This is a genomic window from Hydrogenophaga crocea, assembly GCF_011388215.1.
Taxonomy (GTDB): domain Bacteria; phylum Pseudomonadota; class Gammaproteobacteria; order Burkholderiales; family Burkholderiaceae_C; genus Hydrogenophaga; species Hydrogenophaga crocea.
The window spans coordinates 1,383,296-1,405,656 of the sequence record NZ_CP049989.1 but is presented as its reverse complement, the minus strand read 5'-3'; the positions used below and the strand labels follow the sequence as shown (position 1 = coordinate 1,405,656).

At 70.2% G+C, this 22,361-nt stretch carries 19 protein-coding genes; 3 read left to right on the top strand and 16 right to left on the bottom strand.

Annotated elements, in window-relative coordinates; genetic code table 11:
* Positions 1–22: 22 nt before the first annotated feature.
* The 15 genes from G9Q37_RS06835 to G9Q37_RS06770 form a co-directional block, all read right to left on the bottom strand.
* A complete protein-coding gene (locus tag G9Q37_RS06835) occupies positions 23–1,390 on the bottom strand; it encodes a putative O-glycosylation ligase, exosortase A system-associated (RefSeq protein ID WP_166226419.1) in 1,368 nt (455 codons plus the stop codon).
* A gap of 42 nt (positions 1,391–1,432) precedes the next feature.
* Positions 1,433–1,567, bottom strand: a complete 135-nt coding sequence (locus G9Q37_RS21930) for a hypothetical protein (protein WP_277345040.1) — start codon at positions 1,565–1,567, stop codon at positions 1,433–1,435.
* 9 nt (positions 1,568–1,576) lie between these two features.
* The gene (locus G9Q37_RS06830; protein ID WP_166226416.1) at positions 1,577–3,196 is read right to left on the bottom strand and encodes an ArnT family glycosyltransferase; all 1,620 of its coding nucleotides are present in this window, start codon (positions 3,194–3,196) and stop codon (positions 1,577–1,579) included.
* A complete protein-coding gene (locus tag G9Q37_RS06825) occupies positions 3,193–4,419 on the bottom strand; it encodes a glycosyltransferase family 4 protein (protein WP_166226413.1) in 1,227 nt (408 codons plus the stop codon). The genes G9Q37_RS06830 and G9Q37_RS06825 overlap by 4 nt, the downstream gene beginning before the upstream one ends.
* A complete protein-coding gene (locus G9Q37_RS06820) occupies positions 4,416–5,603 on the bottom strand; it encodes a glycosyltransferase family 4 protein (protein ID WP_166226410.1) in 1,188 nt (395 codons plus the stop codon). Before G9Q37_RS06820 ends, G9Q37_RS06825 begins: the two co-directional genes overlap by 4 nt.
* Positions 5,604–5,614: 11 nt before the next feature.
* Complete coding sequence (locus G9Q37_RS06815; protein ID WP_166226407.1) at positions 5,615–6,751, bottom strand: TIGR03088 family PEP-CTERM/XrtA system glycosyltransferase; 1,137 nt, start codon at positions 6,749–6,751, stop codon at positions 5,615–5,617.
* Positions 6,748–8,649, bottom strand: coding sequence for an XrtA/PEP-CTERM system amidotransferase (locus tag G9Q37_RS06810; RefSeq protein WP_166226405.1), 1,902 nt, complete (start codon positions 8,647–8,649; stop codon positions 6,748–6,750). Before G9Q37_RS06810 ends, G9Q37_RS06815 begins: the two co-directional genes overlap by 4 nt.
* A 2-nt stretch (positions 8,650–8,651) precedes the next feature.
* A complete protein-coding gene (locus G9Q37_RS06805; protein WP_166226402.1) occupies positions 8,652–9,854 on the bottom strand; it encodes a TIGR03087 family PEP-CTERM/XrtA system glycosyltransferase in 1,203 nt (400 codons plus the stop codon).
* A 3-nt stretch (positions 9,855–9,857) separates the two neighbouring features.
* Positions 9,858–10,892, bottom strand: a complete 1,035-nt coding sequence (locus G9Q37_RS06800; RefSeq protein WP_240936553.1) for a FemAB family XrtA/PEP-CTERM system-associated protein — start codon at positions 10,890–10,892, stop codon at positions 9,858–9,860.
* 10 nt (positions 10,893–10,902) lie between these two features.
* Positions 10,903–11,784 (bottom strand): XrtA system polysaccharide deacetylase, encoded by an 882-nt coding sequence (locus tag G9Q37_RS06795; protein WP_166226396.1) that lies wholly within the window; start codon positions 11,782–11,784, stop codon positions 10,903–10,905.
* A 43-nt stretch (positions 11,785–11,827) separates the two neighbouring features.
* Positions 11,828–12,982 carry an XrtA/PEP-CTERM system-associated ATPase gene (locus tag G9Q37_RS06790; protein WP_166226393.1) on the bottom strand — a complete coding sequence of 385 codons (1,155 nt, stop codon included), beginning with the start codon at positions 12,980–12,982 and terminating at the stop codon, positions 11,828–11,830.
* 3 nt (positions 12,983–12,985) lie between these two features.
* Positions 12,986–14,569: a TIGR03016 family PEP-CTERM system-associated outer membrane protein gene (locus G9Q37_RS06785; RefSeq protein ID WP_166226390.1), complete on the bottom strand. Its 1,584-nt coding sequence runs from the start codon at positions 14,567–14,569 to the stop codon at positions 12,986–12,988.
* A gap of 19 nt (positions 14,570–14,588) precedes the next feature.
* Positions 14,589–15,506, bottom strand: a complete 918-nt coding sequence (locus G9Q37_RS06780) for an XrtA-associated tyrosine autokinase (protein ID WP_166226387.1) — start codon at positions 15,504–15,506, stop codon at positions 14,589–14,591.
* A 15-nt stretch (positions 15,507–15,521) separates the two neighbouring features.
* Positions 15,522–17,081, bottom strand: coding sequence for an XrtA system polysaccharide chain length determinant (locus G9Q37_RS06775; RefSeq protein ID WP_166226384.1), 1,560 nt, complete (start codon positions 17,079–17,081; stop codon positions 15,522–15,524).
* Positions 17,082–17,146: 65 nt separating this feature from the next.
* Entirely contained in the window at positions 17,147–17,782 is a 636-nt protein-coding gene (locus tag G9Q37_RS06770) for an XrtA/PEP-CTERM system exopolysaccharide export protein (protein WP_166226381.1), read from the bottom strand.
* Positions 17,783–18,070: 288 nt separating this feature from the next.
* Between G9Q37_RS06770 and G9Q37_RS06765 the strand changes: the two genes are divergently transcribed.
* The gene (locus G9Q37_RS06765; RefSeq protein WP_166226378.1) at positions 18,071–19,267 is read left to right on the top strand and encodes an amino acid aminotransferase; all 1,197 of its coding nucleotides are present in this window, start codon (positions 18,071–18,073) and stop codon (positions 19,265–19,267) included.
* A 67-nt stretch (positions 19,268–19,334) separates the two neighbouring features.
* On the opposite strand, the gene ygiD is transcribed toward G9Q37_RS06765, so the two are convergent.
* On the bottom strand, positions 19,335–20,144 hold the full coding sequence (gene ygiD, locus G9Q37_RS06760) for a 4,5-DOPA-extradiol-dioxygenase (RefSeq protein WP_166226375.1): 810 nt from the start codon (positions 20,142–20,144) through the stop codon (positions 19,335–19,337).
* 127 nt (positions 20,145–20,271) lie between these two features.
* Between ygiD and G9Q37_RS06755 the strand changes: the two genes are divergently transcribed.
* Together G9Q37_RS06755 and rsxB are read left to right on the top strand one after the other, a co-directional pair.
* Positions 20,272–21,666: a polyhydroxyalkanoate depolymerase gene (locus G9Q37_RS06755; protein ID WP_166226372.1), complete on the top strand. Its 1,395-nt coding sequence runs from the start codon at positions 20,272–20,274 to the stop codon at positions 21,664–21,666.
* A 28-nt stretch (positions 21,667–21,694) separates the two neighbouring features.
* A complete protein-coding gene (gene rsxB / locus G9Q37_RS06750; RefSeq protein ID WP_166226368.1) occupies positions 21,695–22,357 on the top strand; it encodes an electron transport complex subunit RsxB in 663 nt (220 codons plus the stop codon).
* Positions 22,358–22,361 lie beyond the last annotated feature (4 nt).

Sequence of the window (22,361 nt, the reverse complement as noted above, 5' to 3'; positions counted from 1 at the left end):
TCGGCTCAGTCAAAGGCATGTATCAGTGGGCCGCGGCGGCCTTGTCGGAAGTGGGGCTGGCAGAGCGCTCGGCGGTCGCCAGGACCTTGCGGGCTCGCATCTCGGCGGCATGCGCATCACGCACATGCACGCGCAGGATCTCCATCAACATGACCACCATGTAGATCAGTTCGAGGTAGGCCACGCTGACCGAGGCGCCGCCGGTCATGTAGGCCAGCACGGAGAGCATCAGCATGTCGCCGAGGTCGCGCGCCCAGGTGAAGCGCGGTCCCAGTTCCTGCGCCATGCGTTTGATGCTGCCGCGACTGTACAGGGCGTGGCTTAACATGCCGAGGAAGATCAGCAGCCCCACGAAGCCCTGGTCGCCCATGACCTCGAAGTAGATGCTGTGGGCCGCCTTGGCCTTGAACGGCGGGATCTCGATGTTGAGGAAGTCGAGCGGGCTCGGCGCGTCCTTGTAGCGGTCCCACACCGGCTGGTACTGCACGGCATGGAAGCCGCCGCCGAACACCGGGTTGTCCACGGCGATCGCCGCGCTGATCTTCCAGGCCACCACGCGGCCCATGAACGAGGCGTCGCTGTCGGCGGTTTCGATGGTGGACAGGCGCGAGGTCCAGCGCTCGGGCGCGAACACGAACAGCAGGCTGCCCAGCGTGGCCACGATGAGCAGCGTGCTCCAGCGCCGCCGCGAGGTGAGGATGAGCCAGAAGCCCACCACGGCGAGCGCGATGAAGCCACCGCGCGAGCCGCCCGCCATGATGGCCAGCACGATCAGCGCGAAGGCCGCGAGAAAGCCCATGCGCATGATCCGGTGCCTGGCGTACTGGTAGAGGAAATACGCCAGCGGCAGCACCACCGCGAGCGCGGTGGAGAGGTGGTTGCGGTCGTAGATCATGCTGCCGCGCGGGCCGTACATGTTGTGCGCGCCGCCCGAGGACAGGGTCTTGAGCCCGTCGAGCACGCCGTGGATGCCCATGCCGAACACGATCACCATCACCATCGCGTGGATGTGCAGGCGCTGGTGGATGAACATGGGCATGAGCAGGCAGAACACCATGACCTTGGCCAGCACCTCGTAGTAGGTGCCGTTGTCCTTGTTGCCGTCGAAGCCCAGCAGGAAGGCGATGGTCGCGTGCGTGAGCAGCAGCAGGTAGATCCACACCGTGCGGTTGGGCTTGTAGAGCGACCAGTCGACGCGCCGGAACAGCACCAGCAGGATCGCGATCATCGCGAACAGGAAGTTCAGCCGCGCGCCCTGCATGAAGCCGAACAGGTAGCTGGTGGGGATCAGCACCGCGGTCCAGCCCCACACCAGGTAGGCATTGACGGGGCGCACGATGGCCAGCGGGATCACCATCAGCATGGCGATGGCGAACATCAGGTCACGCATGGGCACCCCCTGCGAGCCGGCGGTGGCAAGGCCTGAGCGCGCTCATTCCTCGCCGTCCGTGCGGTAGCCCATGAAGCCCAGGGCCTGCGACTCGGGCTCGCTCGGGTCGTGGCGGAACAGCCGCCAGCACAGGTAGGTGACAGCGAAGACGTCCAGCGTGAGGATGAAGGCTTCCATGGCGGTGGCTCACTGCACGGTGATGCGCCGGTTGATGATCTTGAGCTCGATGTTGAGCTTGTCGGGCTTGGGGCCCACGTTGCCCTTGTTGCGCAGGATCACGAGCTCGGTTTCGTGGGCCCGGTGGTTGGCCGGCGTGGGAATGCGCGCCACCACCTCGAAGCGCGGCGAGGCCATCAGGCTCTCGAAGCGGCGCATCACCTCGAGGTCGGTCCAGAAGCCCGGCTGCATGACCACGTAGTGCACGCCGCTGGCGTCGATGATGTCGGCCATCTGCTCGACCGACAGGTCTTTCTGCTCGACACCGAGTTCGCGGCGCACCGCCACGCTGAGCAGGATCTTGTCGGCGCGCAGCACGCTCAGGTCGCGCCGGTCCTCGCGCGCGCGCAGGTTGAACACGAAGGAGCCGTCGCGGTAACCCGAGAACAGCACCACGCTGTCGCGCGGCGCCAGGCGGGTGATCTCGTCGACCACCTTGGCGTAGCCGTCCACGTAGAACACCGGGCGCCAGACGAAGGTCTGCACCGCCGTGGCCAGCACCAGCAGGCCCAGCACCGGCTTGAGCCAGCGCGGGGGCAGCAGCGCCGACAGGCCGACCACCGCGGCCAGCACCAGCGGCAGCAGCAGGTAGACGCTGTGGCGCGCCTCCTTGAGGTCGATCAGCGAATAGAACACGTAGCCGGCCACGAACCAGGTGAGCCAGAAGCCGCCGTCGCGGCCCTGCCCTGCCGCGCCGCGGCCGCGCCAGACCCAGGCGAGCGCGCCCAGCAGCGCCGCGGCCGTCAGGGCCCAGCCCATCTGCGAGGGAATCTGCCGCAGGTACCACAGCCAGCCCGCGAGGCTGGTGCGCGAGGCCACGGAATCGGCCACGCCGGTGACCGACTGCACGTTGGCCTGGCCGAACTTCACCGTGAGCACCATGAGCGGCACCAGCGCCACCGCCGCGATCAGCGCCACCGCCCAGTGGTGCCGGTTGCGCAGCACGCCCAGGCCGTCGCGCTGCCACAGCGCCACCACGTAGGCCAGCGCCACGAAGGCCACGCTGATCTTGGTGTACATGGCCAGCACCAGCAGCGCACCCGCGAGGTACAGGCGCGAGACCGGCGCGCCGCGCAGGTAGGCCACGAAGGCCACGGCGCTCCAGACCAGGAAGGCGAAGGCCGGCACTTCGAGCATCACCTGCCGGCCCCAGAAGGCCAGTTCGGGCAGGCACACCAGCAGCAGGGCCACGCAGGCGGCCGCGAAGGGCGCGAGCCAGAAGCGCGCCAGGCGGTAGGTGCCCCAGCCCAGCGCCAGGTAGTGCAGGAACACCACCAGCAGCGCAACCTCGTGCGACACGCCCAGCAGCCCGAAGAACGGCGCGCTCAGGAAGTAGAACAGCGGCGGGTAGAAGAGGATGGTGAGCGCCGGGTACTGGGCGTAATAGCGGTAGGCATAACCGGCCGGGTCGCTCAGGGGCATGGACGTGAGCAGGTCCCACACGAACACGCCGTTGAGCGCGTGGCGCGGCGCATCGCTCCAGTAGAAGGCGCCGCCGTGCGGGGCCTGCAGGAACAGCGCTGCGATCACCAGGGCGATCAGCAGCCAGGCCCAGCGGTCGGCGGTGGGGAAGCGGTCGGTCGTGTTCATGGGCTTGGCGTGTGCGGCAGGGCGGCGCTGGCAGGCGCCGCGGGGTCCTTGTGGGCCAGCGGCCGCATGAGCGCGAGCTGGCCGGCGGTGGTCTCGTCCCAGGAGAAGCGTTCGGCGTGCGCACGCACGGCGGCGCGCGTGGGCAGCGCGGCCTGCAGCCGCTGCCAGGCCTCGGCCAGCGCGGCGGCATCGCGGCGCGCCATCAGCACGCCGGCGTCGGGCGTGCTCACCACCTCGGGCGTGCCCCAGATGTTGGTGGCGATCACGGGCGTGCCGCAGGCCATGGCCTCGAGCAGCACGTTGGCCCAGCCCTCGCGGCTGCTGCACAGCGCGAGCACGTCGGCCGCGCTGTACCACCACTTGAGCTCGGTCTGCGGCACCACGCCGGCCCAGCGCACGCGATCGGCCACGCCCAGGCGCGCGGCCAGGGCCTTGAGCCGGCCTTCCTCGGGGCCCGCACCCGCGATCAGCAGGGTCACGCCGGGCAGCGCCGGCAGGGCCTCGATGGCCAGGTGGTGGCCCTTGCGCTCGATCAGGTGGCCCACCGACAGCAGGTACGGCCCCTCGCTTGGCAGGCCCAGGCGCTCGCGCGCGGCCTCGCGCGGCTCGGGCACGAAACGCTGCAGGTCCACACCGTTGCGCAGCGTGTGCAGCTTGGCGGGGTCGCCGCCGAGATCGCGCAGGCTGTCCATGAGCGCCTGGCACACGCCGATCGAGGCGTGCGCGCGCGCGGCCGTTTCGAGGATGAGCTTGCGCGGGTAGGCGTACTGCGGAATCAGGTTGAGGTCGGTGCCGCGCGCGGTGACCTGGAAGGGCTTGCCCAGCCACTTCGCGAGCAGGCCCGCGGCCACGCCGTCGGGGTAGTAGTAGTGGGCGTCGATCAGGTCGAAGTCGAAGCCCTCGCGCTGCAGCCGGCGCGCCAGCGGCAGCGCGGCCAGCGCCATGGCCCAGGGCGCGAGGTTCATGCCCACCTTGGGCAGCAGCAGGTAGCGCGGGTGGTGCACTTCGAGCCCGTTGCGCACTTCATGGCGCGGCGTGGCGGCGAACTGCGCGTACTCGCCGAAGCGTTTCGCGGTGGACGGGAACCAGGGCACGGGTGCGATGACCTTGGCCTGCACCTCGCCGCTCTTCACGAGCTCGCGCAGCCGCGTCTCGACGAAGATGCCGTGGATGGGGCGCACGCTGCTCGGGAACAGCGTGGAGAACAGCAGCACCTTGATCATGCGCGCGCTCCCGCGGTGCGGCCCTGCCCTGCCCGCGCGGCCTCGGCCAGCCGCACCGCGCGCTGCGCGTTGCCGCTCCAGGTCAGCCCGAGCCGGTCGATGGTGTCGGCCGAGCCCTGGCCCAGGCGGGCCCGCAGTTCGCCGTCGCGGCACAGGCGCGTGAGCGCGGCTTCGAGCGCGCCGGCGCCGTGCTCGTCGAACAGCAGCGCGTTCACCTCGTGCGTGAGCACCTCCATGAGGTTGGGCGTGGCCGGCGCCACCACCGCCTTGCCCAGCGCCAGGTACTCCATGAGCTTGAGCGGCGACGCATAGGCCGTGACGGCGGGCTGCAAGGCGATGTCGAAGGCCGCGACGTGGGCGGGCACCGCGTCGCGGTGCACCACGCCCGTGAAGCTCACGCGCTGCGACAGGCCCAGGCGCGCGGCCTGGGCTTCGAGCGCGGCGCGCACCGGGCCGTCGCCCACCATGAGCAGGTGCGACTCGGCCGGCGCGTCGGCCGTGGCCATCCAGTCGATGATGCGGTCGACCCCGTGCCATTCGCGCACGAAGCCGGTGAAGCCCAGCACCAGCCGGCCTTCGAGCCCGAGCGCGCGCCGGGCGGCCTCGGGCGTGGGTGCGCCCGCGAAGTGCGCGCGGTTGATGCCGTTGGGCACCACGTGGATGCGCTCGGCCGGCACGCCATGGGCGCGCACGTGCTGCGCAAGCACCGCCGTCACCGGCAGCACGGCGTCGGCGCCGCGCCAGGCCGTGCCCTCGGCCCAGCGCGCCAGGCGTTGCAGCGACAGGCCGCCGCTGTGCTGCGCGCGCTCCTGCACCAGCGGCGCGTTGACTTCGAGCAGCAGCGGCAGGCCCAGGCGGCGCTTGGCCATCAGGCCCGAGAGCAGGAACAGGTTGTAGCGCTCGTAGATCGCGTCGGGCTGGAACTCGCGCGCGGCGCGCAGCAGCTTGCGGTAGGCCACCGCGCTGTAGGCGAGCTCCATGAGTTCGTAGACCGCACGCGGCAGCCGCGCCTTGAGGCGGTGCACCCAGCCCACGCCGCCGCCCATCTGACCGGTGTCGTCGCCGACCATGGGCGCCACCACGCGCACCTCGTGGCCCAGGCCGCGCAGCGCGTCGATCATTTCTTCGATGTGCACGGCCTGGCCGTCTTTGCTGGCGGTGCGGTGGTGGTAAAGGATGCGCATGGCGGGCGGCCTCAGGCCGGCTGGGGCTGCGGCTCGCCGGCGAACAGCGCGGCGTAGGACGCGACCATGGAGTCGAGGGAGAAATGCGCCACGGCGCGGCGGCGCGCGGCCAGCCCCAGTCGCAGGGCCAGCGAGGGGTCGTCGTGCAGGCGCAGCAGGGCTTGCGCGAGCGCGGCCTCGTCGTCGCTGGGCACGAGCAGGCCGTCGCTCTCGGGGGTGATGAGGTCGGGCGTGCCGCCCACGGCCGTGGCGACCACGGCGCGCGCGCTGGACATGGCCTCTTGCAGCGTGCACGAGGTGCCTTCGGCCTGCGAGGGCAGCGCGAACACGTCGAAGCTGCGCAGCTGCTCGGCCACGTCGCTGCGCGCACCGGGCAGCCAGGCGAGTTCGCGCAGACCGGCCTCGCCCAGCACGCGCTCGACCTCGGCCTTGAGCGGGCCGTCGCCCACCATCACCAGGCGCGCGCGCGGCCGCAGATCGGGGCGCTCGCGCAGCAGGCGCACGAAGGCGCGCGCGAGCAGCGGCTGGTTCTTCACCGTCATCATGCGGCCCACGGTGCCCACGATCCAGTGTTCGCCGGGCGTGAACGGGCAGCCCGCGGGCGGATCGCCCGCGCCGGGCCGGAAGGCCTGGGTGTCCACGCCATTGCCCACCAGGCAGCGGCGGTGGTCGGCCACGCCGATGGCGGTCTGCAGGTAGCGGTCGAGGTCGGCCGAGACCGACACGAAGCGCGTCACGAAGGGCGCGTAGAGCCGGCGCAGCCAGCGGTAGCGCGGGTTGCGGCCGTCGGGGTCGGCCGCGTCCCAGCCGTGCTCCACGTGGATGCGCTGCGGCACGCCCGCGAGCGCGGCCACGGGCACGATTTCCAGCGGCGCGATGTTGCAGGTGTGAAGCACCTGCGGGCGCAGCTCGCGCAGCAGGCGCCAGATGCGCGGGTAGAGCTTGAAGGCGTGGCCCGGCGGCTTGTCGAGCGCGATCAGGCGCACGTCGGGGCGTTCGATGCGCTGCGCGAAATCGCCCACCGTGGTGAGCGAGAGCACCACGTGCTCGAAGCGCTCGGCCGGCAGGCGGTTGATGAGCTGCACGATCACGTTCTCGAGCCCGCCCATGTCAAAGCGGTAGACGACGTGCACCACGCGGGTCTTCATGCCGTGGTCTCCGCCTGCCGAAGGAAGGCCTCGAACATCACGAACATCCACAGCGGCGTGGCGTGGTCGCTGGTGCCGGCCTGGTGCTGGTCGTACAGCTGGCGCAGCCGCTCCGGCTGGAACAGGCCGGTGCCGAGCAGCCGATCGCCCGTGACGGCTTCGCGCGCGCGCTCGGCCAGCGGCCCGCGCAGCCAGCTCGCCAGCGGCACGGAAAAGCCCATCTTGGGCCGGTAAAGCACGTCGTGCGGCAGCATGGGCTCCATGGCGCGCTTGAGCAGGGCCTTGCCCTCGCCGCCGTCGATCTTGTGGCGGTTGGGCAGCGTGGCCAGCCATTCGATGAGCTCGTGGTCGAGCAGCGGCTCGCGCACCTCGAGCGAGTGCGCCATGCTCGCGCGGTCGACCTTGGTGTTGATGTCGCCGACCAGCCAGGTCTTGTAGTCGATGTACTGGATCAGCGCGAGCGGGTCGTCGGTGCCCGCCGCCTCGGCGTGCTGCGCGAACACGTCGAGCGAGCTGTAGCCCCCGAGCTGCTGCTGGAAGGCCGGCGTGTACAGCGCGGCGCGCTGCTCGGCGCGCAGGTGCGACATGCTGTGGTGGTAGGCCTGCACCGAGTCCATGGCCAGGGCCTGGAAGGTGGTCTTGGCGCGCAGCGGGCGCGGCGCCCAGTCGGCCTTGGGGTAGATCGAACCCAGCGCACCGAACACCGGCCGGCGCACGCCCAGCGGCAGCCGGCTGCGCAGCGCCTCTTCGCCCAGGTGCATGCGGTAGCGGCGGTAGCCGCCGAAGCTCTCGTCGCCGCCGTCGCCCGAGAGCGCCACGGTGACGTGCTTGCGCGCCATTTCGCAGACGCGGTAGGTGGGCAGCGCCGAGCTGTCGGCGAAAGGCTCGTCGTAGAGCCAGGCCAGGCGGTCGATGAGGCCGAAGTCGTCGGTGCCCACGATCTCCAGGCGGTGGTCGGTGCGGTAGCGCTCGGCCACCTGCTTCGCGAAGTCCGACTCGTTGAACTTCGGATCGTCGAAGCCGATGGCGCAGGTGTGCACGGGCTGCGGCGACAGGCCGGCCATGGTGGCCACCACGGCGCTCGAATCGACGCCGCCCGAGAGGAAGGCGCCGAGCGGCACGTCGGCGATCATGCGCAGCTCGACCGATTCGCGCAGGCGCTCGCGCAGCTCGGCTTGGGCATCGGCGGCGCTGATCGGGTTGTCGTTGGTGAAGCGCACGTCCCAGTACGGCACGGGCTCGGGCCGGGCCGGGCCGCCGCGGCGCAGCGTGAGCGTGTGCGCCGACGGCAGCTTGTGGGCGTTCTGGTAGATGCAGCGCGGGTCGGCCACGTAGCCGAGCGAGAAATAGTCCTCCACCGCCAGCGGGTCGATGCGGCGCTCGAACGCGGGGTGCGCCGTGATGACCTTGAGCTCGGAGCCGAACACGAAGCTGCCATCCGGCAGCCAGGCGTAGTGCATGGGCTTGACGCCGAGCCGGTCGCGCGCGAGGAACAGGGTCTGCTGGCGCCGGTCCCAGAGCGCGAAGGCGAACATGCCGCGCAGGCGCTGCACGCAGGCCGGGCCCCAGGCCTCCCAGGCGCGCACGATCACCTCGGTGTCGCTGCGCGTGCGGAAGCGGTAGCCCAGCGACTGCAGCTCGGGCATGAGCTGGCGGTAGTTGTAGATCTCGCCGTTGAAGACGATGGCCACGCTGCCGTCGTCGTTGAACTGCGGCTGGTCGCCGGTGGACAGGTCGATCACCGACAGCCGCCGGTGGCCCAGCGCGAGGCCGGGCTCGAGGTGCAGGCCGTCGCTGTCGGGGCCGCGGTGCGACTGCACGTCGTTGATGCGGCGCATCAGCGCGGGGTCGAAGGGCCGCAGGCCCTGGGGGTCGAACAGACCGGCGATGCCGCACATGCTCAGGCGTCCTGGTGGAGGTCGGCGTCGATCGCGCTCAGGTGCGCGGTCCAGCCGAAATGGTCGATGGCGAAGGCGCGCGCGCGCTCGCCCTGCGCGCGGCGCGCGGCCGGGTCGGCGAAGGCGTCGAGCACGGCCTGCACGAAGTCGGCGGCGGTCTCCGCGCGGTGCAGGCCCTGTTCGGCGCTCGCGCCGATGGCCTCGGCGCACGAGGGCACGGTGGCCACGGGCTGGCCCATGGCCATGGCCTCGAGGATCTTGTTCTGCAGGCCGCGCGCCACGCGCAGCGGCGCGACCACGGCGGCCGCGTGTTGCAGGTAGGGCCGCACGTCGGGCACCGTGCCGGTGACGCGCACCGCATCGCTGGCCAGCGCCTGCACCGCCGAGGCGGGGTTGCGGCCCACGATCCAGAAGCGCGCCTGCGGGTGGCGCGCGCGGATCGGGGCCAGCATGTGCTCGGCGAACCAGCGCACGCCGTCGATGTTGGGCCAGTAGTCCATGGCGCCGGTGAACACGATGGGCAGCTCACCGGCCTCGAAGGGTGACGGCAGCGCCGCATCGGGCTGGAAGAAGTCGGCGTTGACGCCGTTGCCCATGGCCTTGACGCGGCCGCGGCAATCGGGCGCGAGCGAGAGGAACAGCTCCACCTCCTGCGGCGTCACGAAGTACGACTGGCGCGCCTGCAGCGCGGTGGCGCGTTCGTGCGCGAGCAGCAGGCGGCCTTCGCGCGCGTACACCGCCGACATCGGCCAGCGGTGGTTGGCCGCGTACTGGGTCCACTTCACCGAGTCGGCGTCGACGATGTCGACCAGCATGGGCACCCGGGGCAGCAGCTCGGCCGCGAACGGCGACATGGTGGACGAGAACACCACGCTGGCGTGCAACTCGTGCTCGCGCGCGATGCGGCGCACCCACTCGCGCATGCCGGCGTGGCGGTAGAAGCTCAGCGACAGCGCCTCGCCGCGCAGAAAGCCCTGCGCGCTCGCGAGCTTGCGCCAGCGCGGGTCGATGCGCACCAGGTGCAGGTCGGGGCAGATCGCCCTCAGCGCGTCCACGTGCTGTTCATCGGCGGGGTCGTCGATGAAAGTGCCCAGGAACACGCGGTGCTGGCGCTGCAGGTGGCGCAGCAGGTGGTACGAGCGCACCTTGTCGCCCTTGTCGGGCGGGTACGGCATGCGGTGCACCAGGTACAGCAGGTTGGCCATGGATCAGCCGAGGTGGCGCACGATGTGCGGGCCCAGCCAGTTGGCCACCGGCAGCGGCAGGCGCCGCCAGGTCGCGATCATGAGCCGGTACTTGGGGTTGGCCGGGTTGTTCTGCGGGATCGCGTCGCGCGTGAGCAGCCGGTACTCGTAGTGCAGCGGCGTGGGCTCGAAGCCCCAGTTCTTCTTGAACGCGTAGGGGCCGGTGCCCACCTTGCTGCGGCCGTAGTCGAACACCTTGAGCCCGCGCGCGCAGGCGCGGCGCAGCAGCTCCCAGTACTTGAAGTCGTTGGCCGCGAGCTCGCGCGCGGCGAAATCGTCGCCCGCGTAGTACGGCAGCACCTCGTCGCGCCAGTAGAAGCTCACCACGCTCGAGAGCGGCTGGCCCTCGGCGCTGCGCACGGTGAAGACCTCGCAGTCGTCGCCGAAGACCTCGCGCAGCGCGCGGAAGTAGCGCTTGGACAGCGCGGGCGTGCCGTGGCGGTGCACGTTGTCGGCGTAGAGCGCGAAGAAGGTGTCGACGTCGGGATCGACGGTGGCGACCAGGCCGTTCTTGATGCCCTTGCGCACCATGGCGCGCTGCTTGCGCGGGATGGCGAGCATGTTGGCCTCTTCCGTGGGCTCGATGGGCTTGCGGAAGGTCACGTAGAGGTCTTGCACGGGCCACTCGGGGTGGCGGCGCTCGGTGTTGCGCAGCTCCAGGTGTTCCACGCCGAGTTCGCGCGCCAGTTGCTCGGCGCGCATCACGAGCGCGGCCTCGGCCTCGGTGTCGAGCGCGGCCACGCCGCCATAGGCCGCGAAAGGCAGGCTCGAGAGCGAGCGCCCGAACAAACGGCTCTGCACGTGCGCCAGCGGCAGCACGCCGCGGATGCCGCTGGCGTCGCTGGCGAACAGGTAGTGCGTGTCGTGGCGGAACACCTCGCGCAGGATGCGCTCCCAGCCGGCGCGGTGGAAGAAGGTGGCCGAGGGACAGGCCGCCGCGAAGGCGTCCCAGCGGGCCACGGCGGCCACGTCGCGGCCGTCGAGGCGGTGAACGTGCAAGGTGTTCGCCTCAGGCAAGGGCCACCTCGTCGCGCGTCTTGGCGGGGGCCAGGTCGGGCAGAAAGATCCTGTCCATGCGGTCCCAGCGCAGATCGTCGAGCAGGCGGCGCAGCTTGGCCTCGTTGCGGTCGAGGTTGACGTAGTGGCGGAACTTCGACTTCAGGTCGGCCGCGGCCACGCGCGGCTGCTCGGGGTCGATCTCCCAGGGGTGGAAGTAGAAGATCGCGGGCTCGCCGTCGCGGGCGTTCACGGCCTCGATCATCCAGCGCGACAGCGCGTACGGGAACAGCCGGAAGTAGCCGCCGCCGCTCGACGGCAGGTTGCGGTTGAACATCCGCAGCGTGGTGGGCGGCACCTCGAGCAGGCCGTCGCGCACGGGGTGCGCGAAGCGCGGGGCATCGGGCATGCCGTAGTGGTCGTGCTTGACCGGGTAAATGCTGGAGCTGTAGCGGTGGCCGGTTTCGAGCAGCACGTCGAGCGCCCACAGGTTGCGCTCGCCGATCGAGAAGCTCGGGGCGCGGTAGCCGATCACGAGCTCGCCGCCGATGTCTTCGAGCAGCTGCTTGGCGCGGGTCACGTCTTCGCGGAAGCCGGCCGGGTCGAGGTCGGTCACGCGCTGGTGGCCGTAGCCGTGGCTCGCGAGTTCGTGGCCCTGCGCCACGATGCGGCGGATCAGCGCCGGGTAGCGCTCGGCCACCCAGCCCAGGGTGAAGAAGGTGGCGTGGATGCCGCGTTCGGCCAGCAGGGCCAGGATGCGGTCGACGTTGCGCTCGACGCGGCATTCGCGCTGGTCCCACTCGGTGCGTGCGATGTAGGGGGCGAAGGCCGAGACCTGGAAGTAGTCCTCGACGTCGATGGTCAACGCGTTCACGTGCCGGGTCGGCATCAGCATGGCGTGCTCTCCTGCGAAGGTGCGGTGGCGGCGGCGAGGCCGCTCAACCGGTCGTTCCGTTGCCGGCGTTGGGGGGCTGGCGCTCGTCGCGGCCCGCGGGCCGGCCCTTGCGGCTCGCGGCCACGATCTGGCGCAGCGCGTTCAGGATCTCCAGGCTCACGCGCTCCTGGCGCAGCACGCTGCGCTCGATGCGCAGCAGCCGCTCGCCGAGTTCTTCGGCATTCACCTGGGTGAGCTGCTGGTGCACCGCGTCGGCCACCGCGGGATCGATCTCGAGATCGAGCGGGTCGAGCTCGTCGGTGAGCGTGGGCAGGCGGTCGGGCGGCGGTGCCACGGCCAGGTGGCCCCAGCGCTGCGGGTCGGCCGGCGCACGGGCGGGCGCGGGCGCGTTCTCGGCCTTGTACTCGGCGAGCACCTCGCGGAAGGCTTCCAGCGACAGGTGCGTCTGCTCGGCCAGGAAGCCCTGCAGCAGCAGCCGGTCCATGAGCAGGTTGATGCGGCGCGGGATGCCGCCCGATTCTTCCTGCAGCAGCGCGTAGATCGCCGGGTCGATGCTGGGGTTGCCGCTGTAGCCCGCGCACTTGAGGCGGTGCTCCACATAACCCTGCGTGTCTTCTTCGTCCAGCGGGCCGAGGTGGCAGCGCGCGGTCACGCGCTGGCGCAGCTGCAGCATGCCCGGGCTTTGCAGGATGTCGCGGAACTCGGGCTGGCCGATCAGGAAGGTTTGCAGCAGGGCCTGGTCACCGAACTGGAAGTTCGAGAGCATGCGCAGCTCTTCAACCGCCTGCGGCTGCAGGTTCTGCGCTTCGTCCACGATCAGCAGGCAGCGCTTGCCCTGCGAGACCTGGGTGATGAAGTAGGCCTCCAGGGCCATCAGCAGGTCGGCCTTGCCGTTGCTCTTGACGCTCACGCCGAACGCCGCGCACACCAGCTTGAGCGCGTCTTCGGCGCCGAGCTGCGTGCTCACGAGCTGGGCCGCCACCACGGTGCCGTTCTCCAGGCTGTCGAGCAGGTCGCGCACGATGGTGGTCTTGCCCGCGCCCACCTCGCCGGTGATGACGATGAAGCCTTCGCCGCGCATCACGCCGTACACCAGGTACGAGCGCGCACGGCGGTGCGGCTTGCCGCTGAAGTAGAAGCGCGGGTCGGGGTTGAGCTGGAACGGCTTGCTGGTGAGGCCGTAGAAGTCTTCGTACATGGGTCAGAACCGTTGAACCAGGGCGCCCAGGATCGCGGTCTCCCGGTAGGGAAGAAGGGAATCGGTGCTGGTGTGGCGCAGCAGCACCGAGCCGGTGGTGCGGCGCGCGAGCCGTGCGCTCAGGCCCACCGAGACCGCGGTCTGGCGGCTGCTCAGCGTGCTCACCTGGCCTTCGGTCTCGCGGCGCGTCAGCGAGAAATTGAGCGCGAGCCGGGGCGTGAGGCGGTGCGCGTAGAGCACGGCCCAGCCCTGCTCGTCGAGCGTGTTGCTGAGGTCGAAGTCGTCACCGATGGCCTGCGCGTTGTTGAGCCGGCGTGCCGAGGAGCGCTCGATCAGGAAGGTGAGCACGCCGCGCTGACCGAGCAGCGCAGCGCTCAGTTGCTGGTTGCGCTGCACCGTGGCGCTGGCCGTGAGGTAACCGGGCAAGGTCGTGGAATCGCCCTGCAGGCCCAGGCGCGCGAGTTCGGCCTGCACCAGCTGCGCGCGGCGCACGGGATCGGGTTCGAGCGACTGGTAGAGGTTGTTGAACAGCTCGTTGAGCGTGGCGCCGTTGGTGTCCAGGCCAAGCTGGCCGGTGTTCAGGCTGCGCGCGTCGGTGTAGCGCAGCAGCACCCGGCGCATGCGGTACTCGAGCGCGACGTCGTGGCCGTTGCCGTAGAAGTGCTTGCTGCGCGAGGCCGCGACGCGCGCGAGCTCCACGGGGCGCCAGTCCACACCGAGGGTGTGGCTGTTGTAGCCGGTGCGCTCGGGCGTGAGCAGGTCGTTGTATTCGCGACCGCCCTGCACGAAGCCCTGCAGCGTGGGCGTGAACGCGTAGCGCAGCAGCGCGAGCGCGGTCTGGTAGGTGGTGGAGCGCCCGGCGTTGTAGTCGATCTCGTTCTGCGAGGCCGACAGCTCCCAACCCAGCCGGCCCACTTCGGCCGCGCTGCCCAGGCGCGCGTTCCAGCCGGTCTCGTCCATGTCGTAGCGGTCCGAGATCGCGGTGCGCCAGCTCTGGCGCGTGTAGCGCAGCTCGTAGTCGAGCCGGTTGTCCCAGGTGCCGCGCAGGAACGGCGAGACGCGGAAACGCTTGGTCTCCGACAGGTTCGTGGGATTGGTGCCGCCCACGGGCTGCGGGCCGAGCGCGGACACGCGTTCGTCGCCGATGTTGCCGTTGAACTCGATGAAGGCCGCCTGGTTCCAGGCGTCGAGCAGCAGGTCGCTCTGCAAGGCCTGGCGGCGCTGGTTCTCGCCCACGCCCAGCGCGGGGACCTGGCCCGACAGGCTGTAGTCGACGTTGCCCGTGAGGCGCGGCAGGTTGAATGCGGCGCTCACCCCGGCGCCGAGCTCGGTGGTGAGCTCGGCCTCGCGGTTGGTGTTGGCCAGGCGGTAGTTGTCGGAATAGGTCTGCGTGACGAACACCCGCGGCTCGATCCACAGGCGCGGCGGCGGGCCCGAGGGCCTCTCCAGCGTGGCGTCGGCCGCGCCGGCGGCGTTCGACGGTGCGGGCAGGCCCTGCGCGGCCAGCCAGGGGCTGACCGCCAGCAGGCAGGCTGCGGCGATCGCGTGCCGCAGGCCGGGCGTGGGGGAAACAGGGGTTCGCGTCACGGCGGGGTTCCTGCGGGGTTCAGGCGCTGGCCGACGAAGGCGCCGCGCTGTAGCCGTAGCCATAGCCGTAGGACGACTTGTCTTCCTTGTGCACCTGGTTGAGCACCATGAGCTTGATGGGGCAGCTCTCGATGGTCTCGAGCGCCTGGCGCACCTGGGCGCGCTGGGTGTGGCCGGCCTGCACCACGACCACGATCTGGCCCATGTGCGTGGCCAGCACGCGCGACTCGGTGGTCATGAGCAGCGGCGGCGAGTCGAACACGATCACGCGCTCGGGATAGCGGCGGCCCATCTCCTCGACCAGCGCGCTCATGGCGTCGCTGGCCAGCAGCTCGGTGGCGCGCGCGTGCGGGCGGCCGCTGGGCAGCAGCGAGAGCTTGTCGATGTTGGTGCGCAGCAGCGCCTCGGACATTTCGAGCTGCTCGCCCATGAGCAGGTCCATGAGGCCGGGGCCCGAGGGCAGGCCCAGGGTCTTCATGACCGAGGGGCGCGACACGTCGGCGTCGACCAGCAGCACCGTGTGGTCGAGCTCCATGGCGATGCTCATGGCCAGGTTCACCGCGGTGAAGGTCTTGCCCTCGCCGGGCATCGAACTCGTGACCATGATGCGGTTGCCGTTGCGCACCGGCACCGCACCCTTGCCCGTGGCATTGGCCAGCAGCGGGCGCTTGAGCACGCGGAACTGGTCGGCCGTGGGGCTTCGCTGGGCGTTCGGCGTGATGATGCCGGCCGCCGACAGCACGTCGAGGTCGAGCTCGACGACGCGCGAGGTCACCGCGGGACGCGCCGGCTCGGCGGACAGGGGGCGCGGGTGCGCGGCGTCGTGCCGCGTGTTCAGCGGCGGCAGCGGCGGCAGGTCGCTCGTGGTCGGGACCTCGGCGCCGGCTTTCCTGAGTTGCTCGAGGCGCTGGGCGGCCTTCTCGATCAGACTGGACATGGGCTCGGGTTCCGTTCAGGCAGAGGATTGATGGATGGACAGCGCCACCATGCCGATCGCCAGCAGCACGACCAGCGCCAGCACCGAGGCCACGACGCGCAGGATGCTGCGGCCTTCGCGCTGGCGCACCTGGGCGCTGCGCACCAGCGTGACGGTGCCCAGGAGCGGCAGGTCGACCGCGCCGCGCAGGCTGGCGGCGTCGAAGAACACCGGCCGCAGGTTGCTCAGCAGCAGGGTCGAGCCGATGCCGGCCGCCAGCGCCGCCAGCAGCACCACGGGCATCAGCAGCACGCGGTTGGGCGCCACGGGGCGGCGGCCCACCTGGGGCGGCTCCACCACGCGGAACTGCGCCAGCCGCGAATCGCTCTGCAGCTCGTTGCTCAGGGCCACGGTCTCGCGGCGCCCCACCAGGTCTTCGTAGTTCTTGCGGTGCACGTCGTAGTCGCGGTTGAGCTGGGCCAGCTCGGCCTCGATCTGCGGTGCGGCCTTGGCCTGCTCGCGGATGCGCGCGCCACGGCTTTCGTACTCGCCCAGGCGGGCGCGCAGCGAAGCCACCTGCACCTCGGCCGCGGCCAGGGTGCGCGACATCTCGATCACCGTGGGGTTGGCCTCGATGCCGCTGCGCTGCGTGCCGGCGGCCTGCGCCTGGCGGCGCAGTTCCTCGACCTGGCGCGCCTTCTGCTGTTCGAGTTCGGCGATCAGCTTGCGGGTGTTCTCGACGTCGGGGTGGCGGTCGGTGTAGCGCTGCAGCAGGCCATCGAGGTTGCGCTTGAGTTCGGTCAGGCGCGCATCGACCTCGGGCGTGGCGAAGCCACCGGTGTTCTGCGTGGCCGCGCGGGCCAGGTTGCGCGCCTGTTCGAGCTGTGCGCGGGCCGCTTCGCGCGCGCTCTCGGCTTCGCGCAGTTCGAGGCGGGCCTGGCTCACCTGGGTGGTGTTCTCGGCGATGCGCGCGGCCATGTCGATGTTGCCCTGCGTCTGCATGTCGATGTGGCGCAGCTTGAAGTCTTTCAGGCGCGACTCGGCCTCGCTGAGCTTGGCCTCGTAGTTGCGGATCTGCTCGTCGATGAATTCACGCGCGTTCTTCGAGTCGGCGCTGGAGGCGCCTTCGCGCGAGGCGATGAAGGCCTTCATGAGCGCGTCCACCACGTGCAGCGCGAACTGCGGGCTCTCGTCGCGCATCGAGATGGTGTAGAGGTTGTCGCGGCCGGTCGACTTGAGCTGGATGTTCTGCATCATCCGCGCCACCAGCGCGTCGCGCTGGGCCTTGGTGGCGTTGGGCACGCCGAAGTCGGTCGACTCGACGAGCTTCTCGATGGTCGGGCGGCTGATGAGCGTGCGGCCCAGCATGGCCACCTGCTGGTCCACGTCGGGCTGGATGGTGAGACCGGCCATCAGCGGGCGCAGGATGGACTGCGTGTCCACGTAGACGCGCGCGCTGGCCTCGAAGCGGTCGGGGATGAACATGACCCCCACGGTGGCCAGTGCGGCCACGAGCCAGGCCACGATCACGCCGGTGCGGCGGTACAGCCACATGCCGCGCAAGGCGTTGCCGAGTTGTTGGATGAAATCGTGCATGCGGAAACGAACCCCGGAGTGCCCAGCGGCCGGCGCAGCCGCGCCGGCCGTTCAGGTCAGAACGATCAGAACCAGCCCTGAGGAATGATCAGGATGTCGCCAGGCAGCATTTCGACGTTGGCCGAGATGTCGCCGCGCTTGACGAGGTCGTCGAGGCGCACGCTGTAGCGCTTGTTGCCTTCGGCGGCGCGCACGATGGTGGCCTTGTTGCCGTTGGCGAATTCGGTGAGGCCGCCGGACGCGATGAGCACGTCCATCACGGTCATGCGGGCGCGAAACGGCAGCGCCTGCGGCTTGGCCGCCTCGCCCACCACGCGCACCTGCTCGCCGTGCGAGCCCACGAAGTTGGTGACGATCACGGTGACGACCGGGTCGCGCACGAACTTGCCGAGCGCTTTCTCCACGTCGCGCGCGATTTCCTGCGAGGTCTTGCCCTGGGCCAGCAGCTCGTCCACCAGCGGGGCCGAGACCTTGCCGTCGGGGCGCACCGGCACCACGGCCGACAGCTCGGGGTTGCGCCAGACGTTGATGGACAGGGTGTCACCCGGCCCGACGAGGTAGTTGTAGCCGGCGCTGCTCGCGGCCTGCACCGGAGCCGGCGGATAGCTCCCCGTGGAAGCACATCCGGCCAGCACGGCGGCGGCGGCAAAAGCGCCCATCCAGACCATCGCGCGAGAACCAACGGACGTATGTTTTTGCATGCTCGTCACCTCCAACCGGGGAGTAAATGTTAATAAAAGTTAACAACTTGGAAACTATACCTGAAGGTACTCCTTACCCGCATGTCTCCCGGCCCCTGTGCATCGCCCATAGGGGGGACAGGCATGCATTACTGCACACGAGAGCCGATTCGTCGACGCGAACGGTCGGCCCGACGGATTGGCGGCGGCAGTGCCAATACCGGTGGTGGGTACCCATGTCCAACGCCGGCCCGGGGAGGTCGGGGCGACGCATAAAATCCGGGTTTTCCTCCAACCCAGCCAAGCTCCATGTCCCTCTTTTCCGCCGTTGAAATGGCCCCGCGCGACCCGATCCTGGGTCTGAACGAGCAATTTGCCGCCGATACCAACCCCAACAAGGTCAACCTCGGTGTCGGGGTGTACTTCGACGAGAACGGAAAGCTGCCGCTGCTGCAGTGCGTGCAGCAGGCCGAGAAGGCCATGATGGACAAGCCCGCCGCGCGCGGCTACCTGCCCATCGACGGCATCGCCGCCTACGACAACGCGGTCAAGGGCCTGGTGTTCGGCGCCGACAGCGAGCCCGTGAAGGCCGGCCGCGTGGCCACGGTGCAGGCCCTGGGCGGCACCGGCGGCCTCAAGATCGGCGCCGACTTCCTCAAGCGGCTGAACCCCAAGGCCAAGGTGCTGATCAGCGACCCGAGCTGGGAAAACCACCGCGCGCTGTTCACCAACGCGGGCTTCGAGGTCGGCACCTATGCGTACTACGACGCGGCCAAACGCGGCGTGAACTTCGAGGGCATGCTGGCCAGCCTGCGCGCGGCCGAGGCCGGCACCATCGTGGTGCTGCACGCCTGCTGCCACAACCCCACGGGCTACGACATCACCCCCGCGCAGTGGGACCAGGTGGTGGCGGTGGTGAAAGAGCGTGGTCTCACCGCGTTCCTCGACATGGCCTACCAGGGCTTCGGCCACGGCATCGCCGAGGACGGCGCGGTGATCGGCAAGTTCGTGGCCGCCGGCCTGCTGTTCCTGGTGTCCACCTCGTTCTCCAAGAGCTTCAGCCTCTACGGCGAGCGCGTGGGCGGGCTCTCGGTGCTGTGCGCCGACAAGGCCGAGGCCGACCGCGTGCTGTCGCAGCTCAAGATCGTGATCCGCACCAACTACTCCAACCCGCCCACGCACGGCGGCGCGGTGGTGGCCGCGGTGCTCAACAACCCCGAGCTGCGCGCGCTCTGGGAGAAGGAGCTGGGCGAGATGCGCGTGCGCATCAAGGCCATGCGCCAGAAGCTGGTCGATGGCCTCAAGGCCGCGGGCGTGAAGCAGGACATGGGCTTCATCACCGACCAGATCGGCATGTTCAGCTACTCGGGCCTGAGCAAGGACCAGATGGTGCGCCTGCGCACCGAGTTCGGCGTGTACGGCACCGACACCGGTCGCATGTGCGTGGCCGCGCTCAACGGCAAGAACATCGACCACGTCTGCAAGTCGATCGCCGCGGTGCTCTGAGCCGCGCGCACCCGCAGCAAAAGGGCCACCTCTGGGTGGCCTTTTTGCTTGGGCCCTGTGCCCGGGCTCAGCCCCAGACCATCGATCGCATCGAGATCGACGCGGCCTGGAAGCCCTCGTTGAAGAAGCGCACCGCCTCGCCGGGCTCGGCCGCCCCCGCCGCGTAGAGCAGCGGCAGGTAGTGGTCGTGGCTCGGGTGCGACAGCCGGGCGCTGTCGCCCCATTGCTGAAAACCGGCCAGTCGCTCGGGGTCGCCCGCGGCCACGGCCTCGGCCACGCGCTGATCGAAATCGATCGCCCAGTCGTAGGCCTGGTCATCGGGCGCCTGGCGCTGCAGCGCGCGCAGGTTGTGCACGGTGTTGCCGCTGGCCACGATCAGCACGCCCTGCGCGCGCAGCGCACGCAGCCCGCGGCCCAGGGCCAGGTGTTCGGCCGGCGGGCGGCCATAGTCCATGCTCAGCTGCACCACGGGGATGTCGGCCTCGGGGAACATGGGCTTGAGCACCGACCAGGCGCCGTGGTCCAGCCCCCATTCCCCCATGTCCAGGCCCAGCGGCGCGCCATCGGGCTGGCGCACCGCGGCCGCGATCTCGCGCGCCCGCTCGGGCGCACCGGGTGCGGGGTACTGCTGGTCGAACAGGGCTTGCGGGAAGCCGCCGAAATCGTGGATGGTGCGCGGTTGCGCCATGGCCGTGAGCCACCAGCCCTCGGTGAGCCAGTGCGCCGACACGCACAGGATCAGCCGGATCGGCAGACCGCGCGCGCGCAGCTCGGGCCCCAGCGCCTGCCATTGGCGGCGCCAGCGGTTGTCGCCAATGGCGTTCAGGGGGCTGCCGTGGCCGACGAACAGCACCGGCAGGCGATCGGGGGTGGTCATGGGGCCGATTGTGCGGCCCGGGTGTTCGCGAACGCGACAGTTGGGGCCATTTCCTGCGTGTTCTCCCTCACATGAGGGGCACTCCTTCCTGCTACATTGCACCGCAACATAAGCCCTCGCCCACGCCATGCTGTACCAGTTCTACGAAACGCAGCGCTCGATGATGGAGCCCTTCGCCGACCTCGCCGAAGTCGCATCGCGCCTGTTCACCAACCCGGTGCTGCCCTTCGCGCAACTGCCCATGGCACAGCGCATCTCGGCCGCCTACGACCTGATGCACCGGCTCGGCAAGGATTACGAAAAGCCCGAGTTCAACATCCGCACGGTGCGCGTGAACGGCGTGGAAGTGCCGATCCACGAGCAGGTGGAGGTGGACCTGCCGTTCTGCGAACTGCGCCGCTTCAAGCGCTTCACCGACGACCCGGCCACGCTCACCACGCTCAAGTCGCAGCCCGTGGTGCTGGTGGTGGCGCCGCTGTCCGGCCACTACGCCACGCTGTTGCGCGACACCGTGCGCACGCTGCTGCAGGACCACAAGGTCTGCATCACCGACTGGAAGAACGCGCGCCTGGTGCCCATGTCCGACGGTGAATTCCACCTCGACGACTACGTGAACTACGTGCAGCGCTTCATCCGCCACCTGCAGGGCATCTATGGCAACTGCCACGTGATGAGCGTGTGCCAGCCCACGGTGCCGGTGCTCGCGGCGGTCTCGCTCATGGCCAGCCGCGGCGAGAAGCTGCCGCTGTCCATGACCATGATGGGCGGCCCCATCGATGCGCGCAAATCGCCCACGGCGGTGAACAACCTGGCCATGCAGCGCAGCTTCGAGTGGTTCGAGAACAACGTGATCTACCGCGTGCCCGACAAATTCCCCGGCGCGGGCCGCCGCGTGTACCCGGGCTTCCTGCAGCACACGGGCTTCGTGGCCATGAACCCCGACCGCCACGCCAAGAGCCACTACGACTACTTCCAGGACCTGGTCAAGGGCGACAACGACAGCGTCGAGGCGCACCGCAAGTTCTACGACGAGTACAACGCCGTGCTCGACATGGACGCCGACTACTACCTGGAGACCATCCGCACGGTGTTCCAGGAGTTCCAGCTGGTCCACGGCACCTGGCACGTGAAGAACGAACAGGGCCAGGCCGAACGCGTGCGGCCGCAGGACATCCGCGGCATCGGCCTGCTCACGGTCGAGGGCGAGCTCGACGACATCTCGGGCTCGGGCCAGACCGCGGCCGCGCATGAGCTGTGCACCGGCATCCCGCCCACCCACAGCCGCCACTACGAGGCCAAGGGCGCGGGCCACTATGGCATCTTCAGCGGCCGCCGCTGGCGCGAGATGGTCTATCCCGTGGTGAAATCCTTCATCGCCGAACACGAGCGCGGCCAGGCCGCCCCTGCGGCCAAGCCGGCCCGCAAGACGGCCGCCGCCAAGAAGGCCGCTGCGCCGCGCAAGGCCACGGCCCCGAGCCCGGCCGCCGCGCCGCGCGCGCGCCGCACCACCGCCAAAGCCTGACCCCTCGCGGGGCGGGCGCCCCGCCGACATGAACGAACTCGCCCGCCGCATCGACCAGGCCCTGCCCCAGACACAGTGCCAGCGCTGCGGCTACCCCGACTGCGCGCGTTATGCCCAGGCCATCGCCGACGGCGAGGCCGGCATCAACCAGTGCCCGCCCGGTGGCCAGGAAGGCGTGCAGCGCCTGGCCGCGCTCACCGGCCGCCCCGCCCTGCCCCTGGACCCGAAATTCGGCATCGAAGGCCCGGTGACGGTGGCCGTGATCGACGAAGCCTGGTGCATCGGCTGCACGCTGTGCATCAAGGCCTGCCCCACCGACGCCATCGTGGGCGCGAACAAGCGCATGCACACCGTGATCGAGCCGGTTTGCACGGGCTGCGAGCTCTGCATCCCGGTGTGCCCCGTCGACTGCATTTCGCTCGACAACGTGAGCGGCGAGCGCACCGGCTGGGCCGGTTGGTCGCCGGCGCAGGCGGCCATGGGACGCGAGCGTTACCTGGCGCGCCAGCAGCGCGTGGCGCGCGAGGCCGCCGAACACGCGCAGCGCCTGGAACACAAGGCCGAGGCCAAGCTGGCCGACCTGGCCGCGGCGTCGACGCTGACCGAGCCCGGGGCGCTCGATCGCAAGCGCGCGGTGATCGAAGCCGCACTGGCCCGCGCCCGGGCCAAGCGCCAGGCCCCGCCCGGCTGAACGA

Coding starts and splice junctions, on each gene's coding strand:
- G9Q37_RS06835 (WP_166226419.1), bottom strand. CDS start 1,390: ATGCGTGACCTGATGTTCGCCATCGCCATGCTGATGGTGATCCCGCTG.
- G9Q37_RS21930 (WP_277345040.1), bottom strand. CDS start 1,567: ATGGAAGCCTTCATCCTCACGCTGGACGTCTTCGCTGTCACCTACCTG.
- G9Q37_RS06830 (WP_166226416.1), bottom strand. CDS start 3,196: ATGAACACGACCGACCGCTTCCCCACCGCCGACCGCTGGGCCTGGCTG.
- G9Q37_RS06825 (WP_166226413.1), bottom strand. CDS start 4,419: ATGATCAAGGTGCTGCTGTTCTCCACGCTGTTCCCGAGCAGCGTGCGC.
- G9Q37_RS06820 (WP_166226410.1), bottom strand. CDS start 5,603: ATGCGCATCCTTTACCACCACCGCACCGCCAGCAAAGACGGCCAGGCC.
- G9Q37_RS06815 (WP_166226407.1), bottom strand. CDS start 6,751: ATGAAGACCCGCGTGGTGCACGTCGTCTACCGCTTTGACATGGGCGGG.
- G9Q37_RS06810 (WP_166226405.1), bottom strand. CDS start 8,649: ATGTGCGGCATCGCCGGTCTGTTCGACCCCCAGGGCCTGCGGCCCTTC.
- G9Q37_RS06805 (WP_166226402.1), bottom strand. CDS start 9,854: ATGGCCAACCTGCTGTACCTGGTGCACCGCATGCCGTACCCGCCCGAC.
- G9Q37_RS06795 (WP_166226396.1), bottom strand. CDS start 11,784: ATGCTGATGCCGACCCGGCACGTGAACGCGTTGACCATCGACGTCGAG.
- G9Q37_RS06790 (WP_166226393.1), bottom strand. CDS start 12,982: ATGTACGAAGACTTCTACGGCCTCACCAGCAAGCCGTTCCAGCTCAAC.
- G9Q37_RS06780 (WP_166226387.1), bottom strand. CDS start 15,506: ATGTCCAGTCTGATCGAGAAGGCCGCCCAGCGCCTCGAGCAACTCAGG.
- G9Q37_RS06775 (WP_166226384.1), bottom strand. CDS start 17,081: ATGCACGATTTCATCCAACAACTCGGCAACGCCTTGCGCGGCATGTGG.
- G9Q37_RS06770 (WP_166226381.1), bottom strand. CDS start 17,782: ATGCAAAAACATACGTCCGTTGGTTCTCGCGCGATGGTCTGGATGGGC.
- G9Q37_RS06765 (WP_166226378.1), top strand. CDS start 18,071: ATGTCCCTCTTTTCCGCCGTTGAAATGGCCCCGCGCGACCCGATCCTG.
- ygiD (WP_166226375.1), bottom strand. CDS start 20,144: ATGACCACCCCCGATCGCCTGCCGGTGCTGTTCGTCGGCCACGGCAGC.
- G9Q37_RS06755 (WP_166226372.1), top strand. CDS start 20,272: ATGCTGTACCAGTTCTACGAAACGCAGCGCTCGATGATGGAGCCCTTC.
- rsxB (WP_166226368.1), top strand. CDS start 21,695: ATGAACGAACTCGCCCGCCGCATCGACCAGGCCCTGCCCCAGACACAG.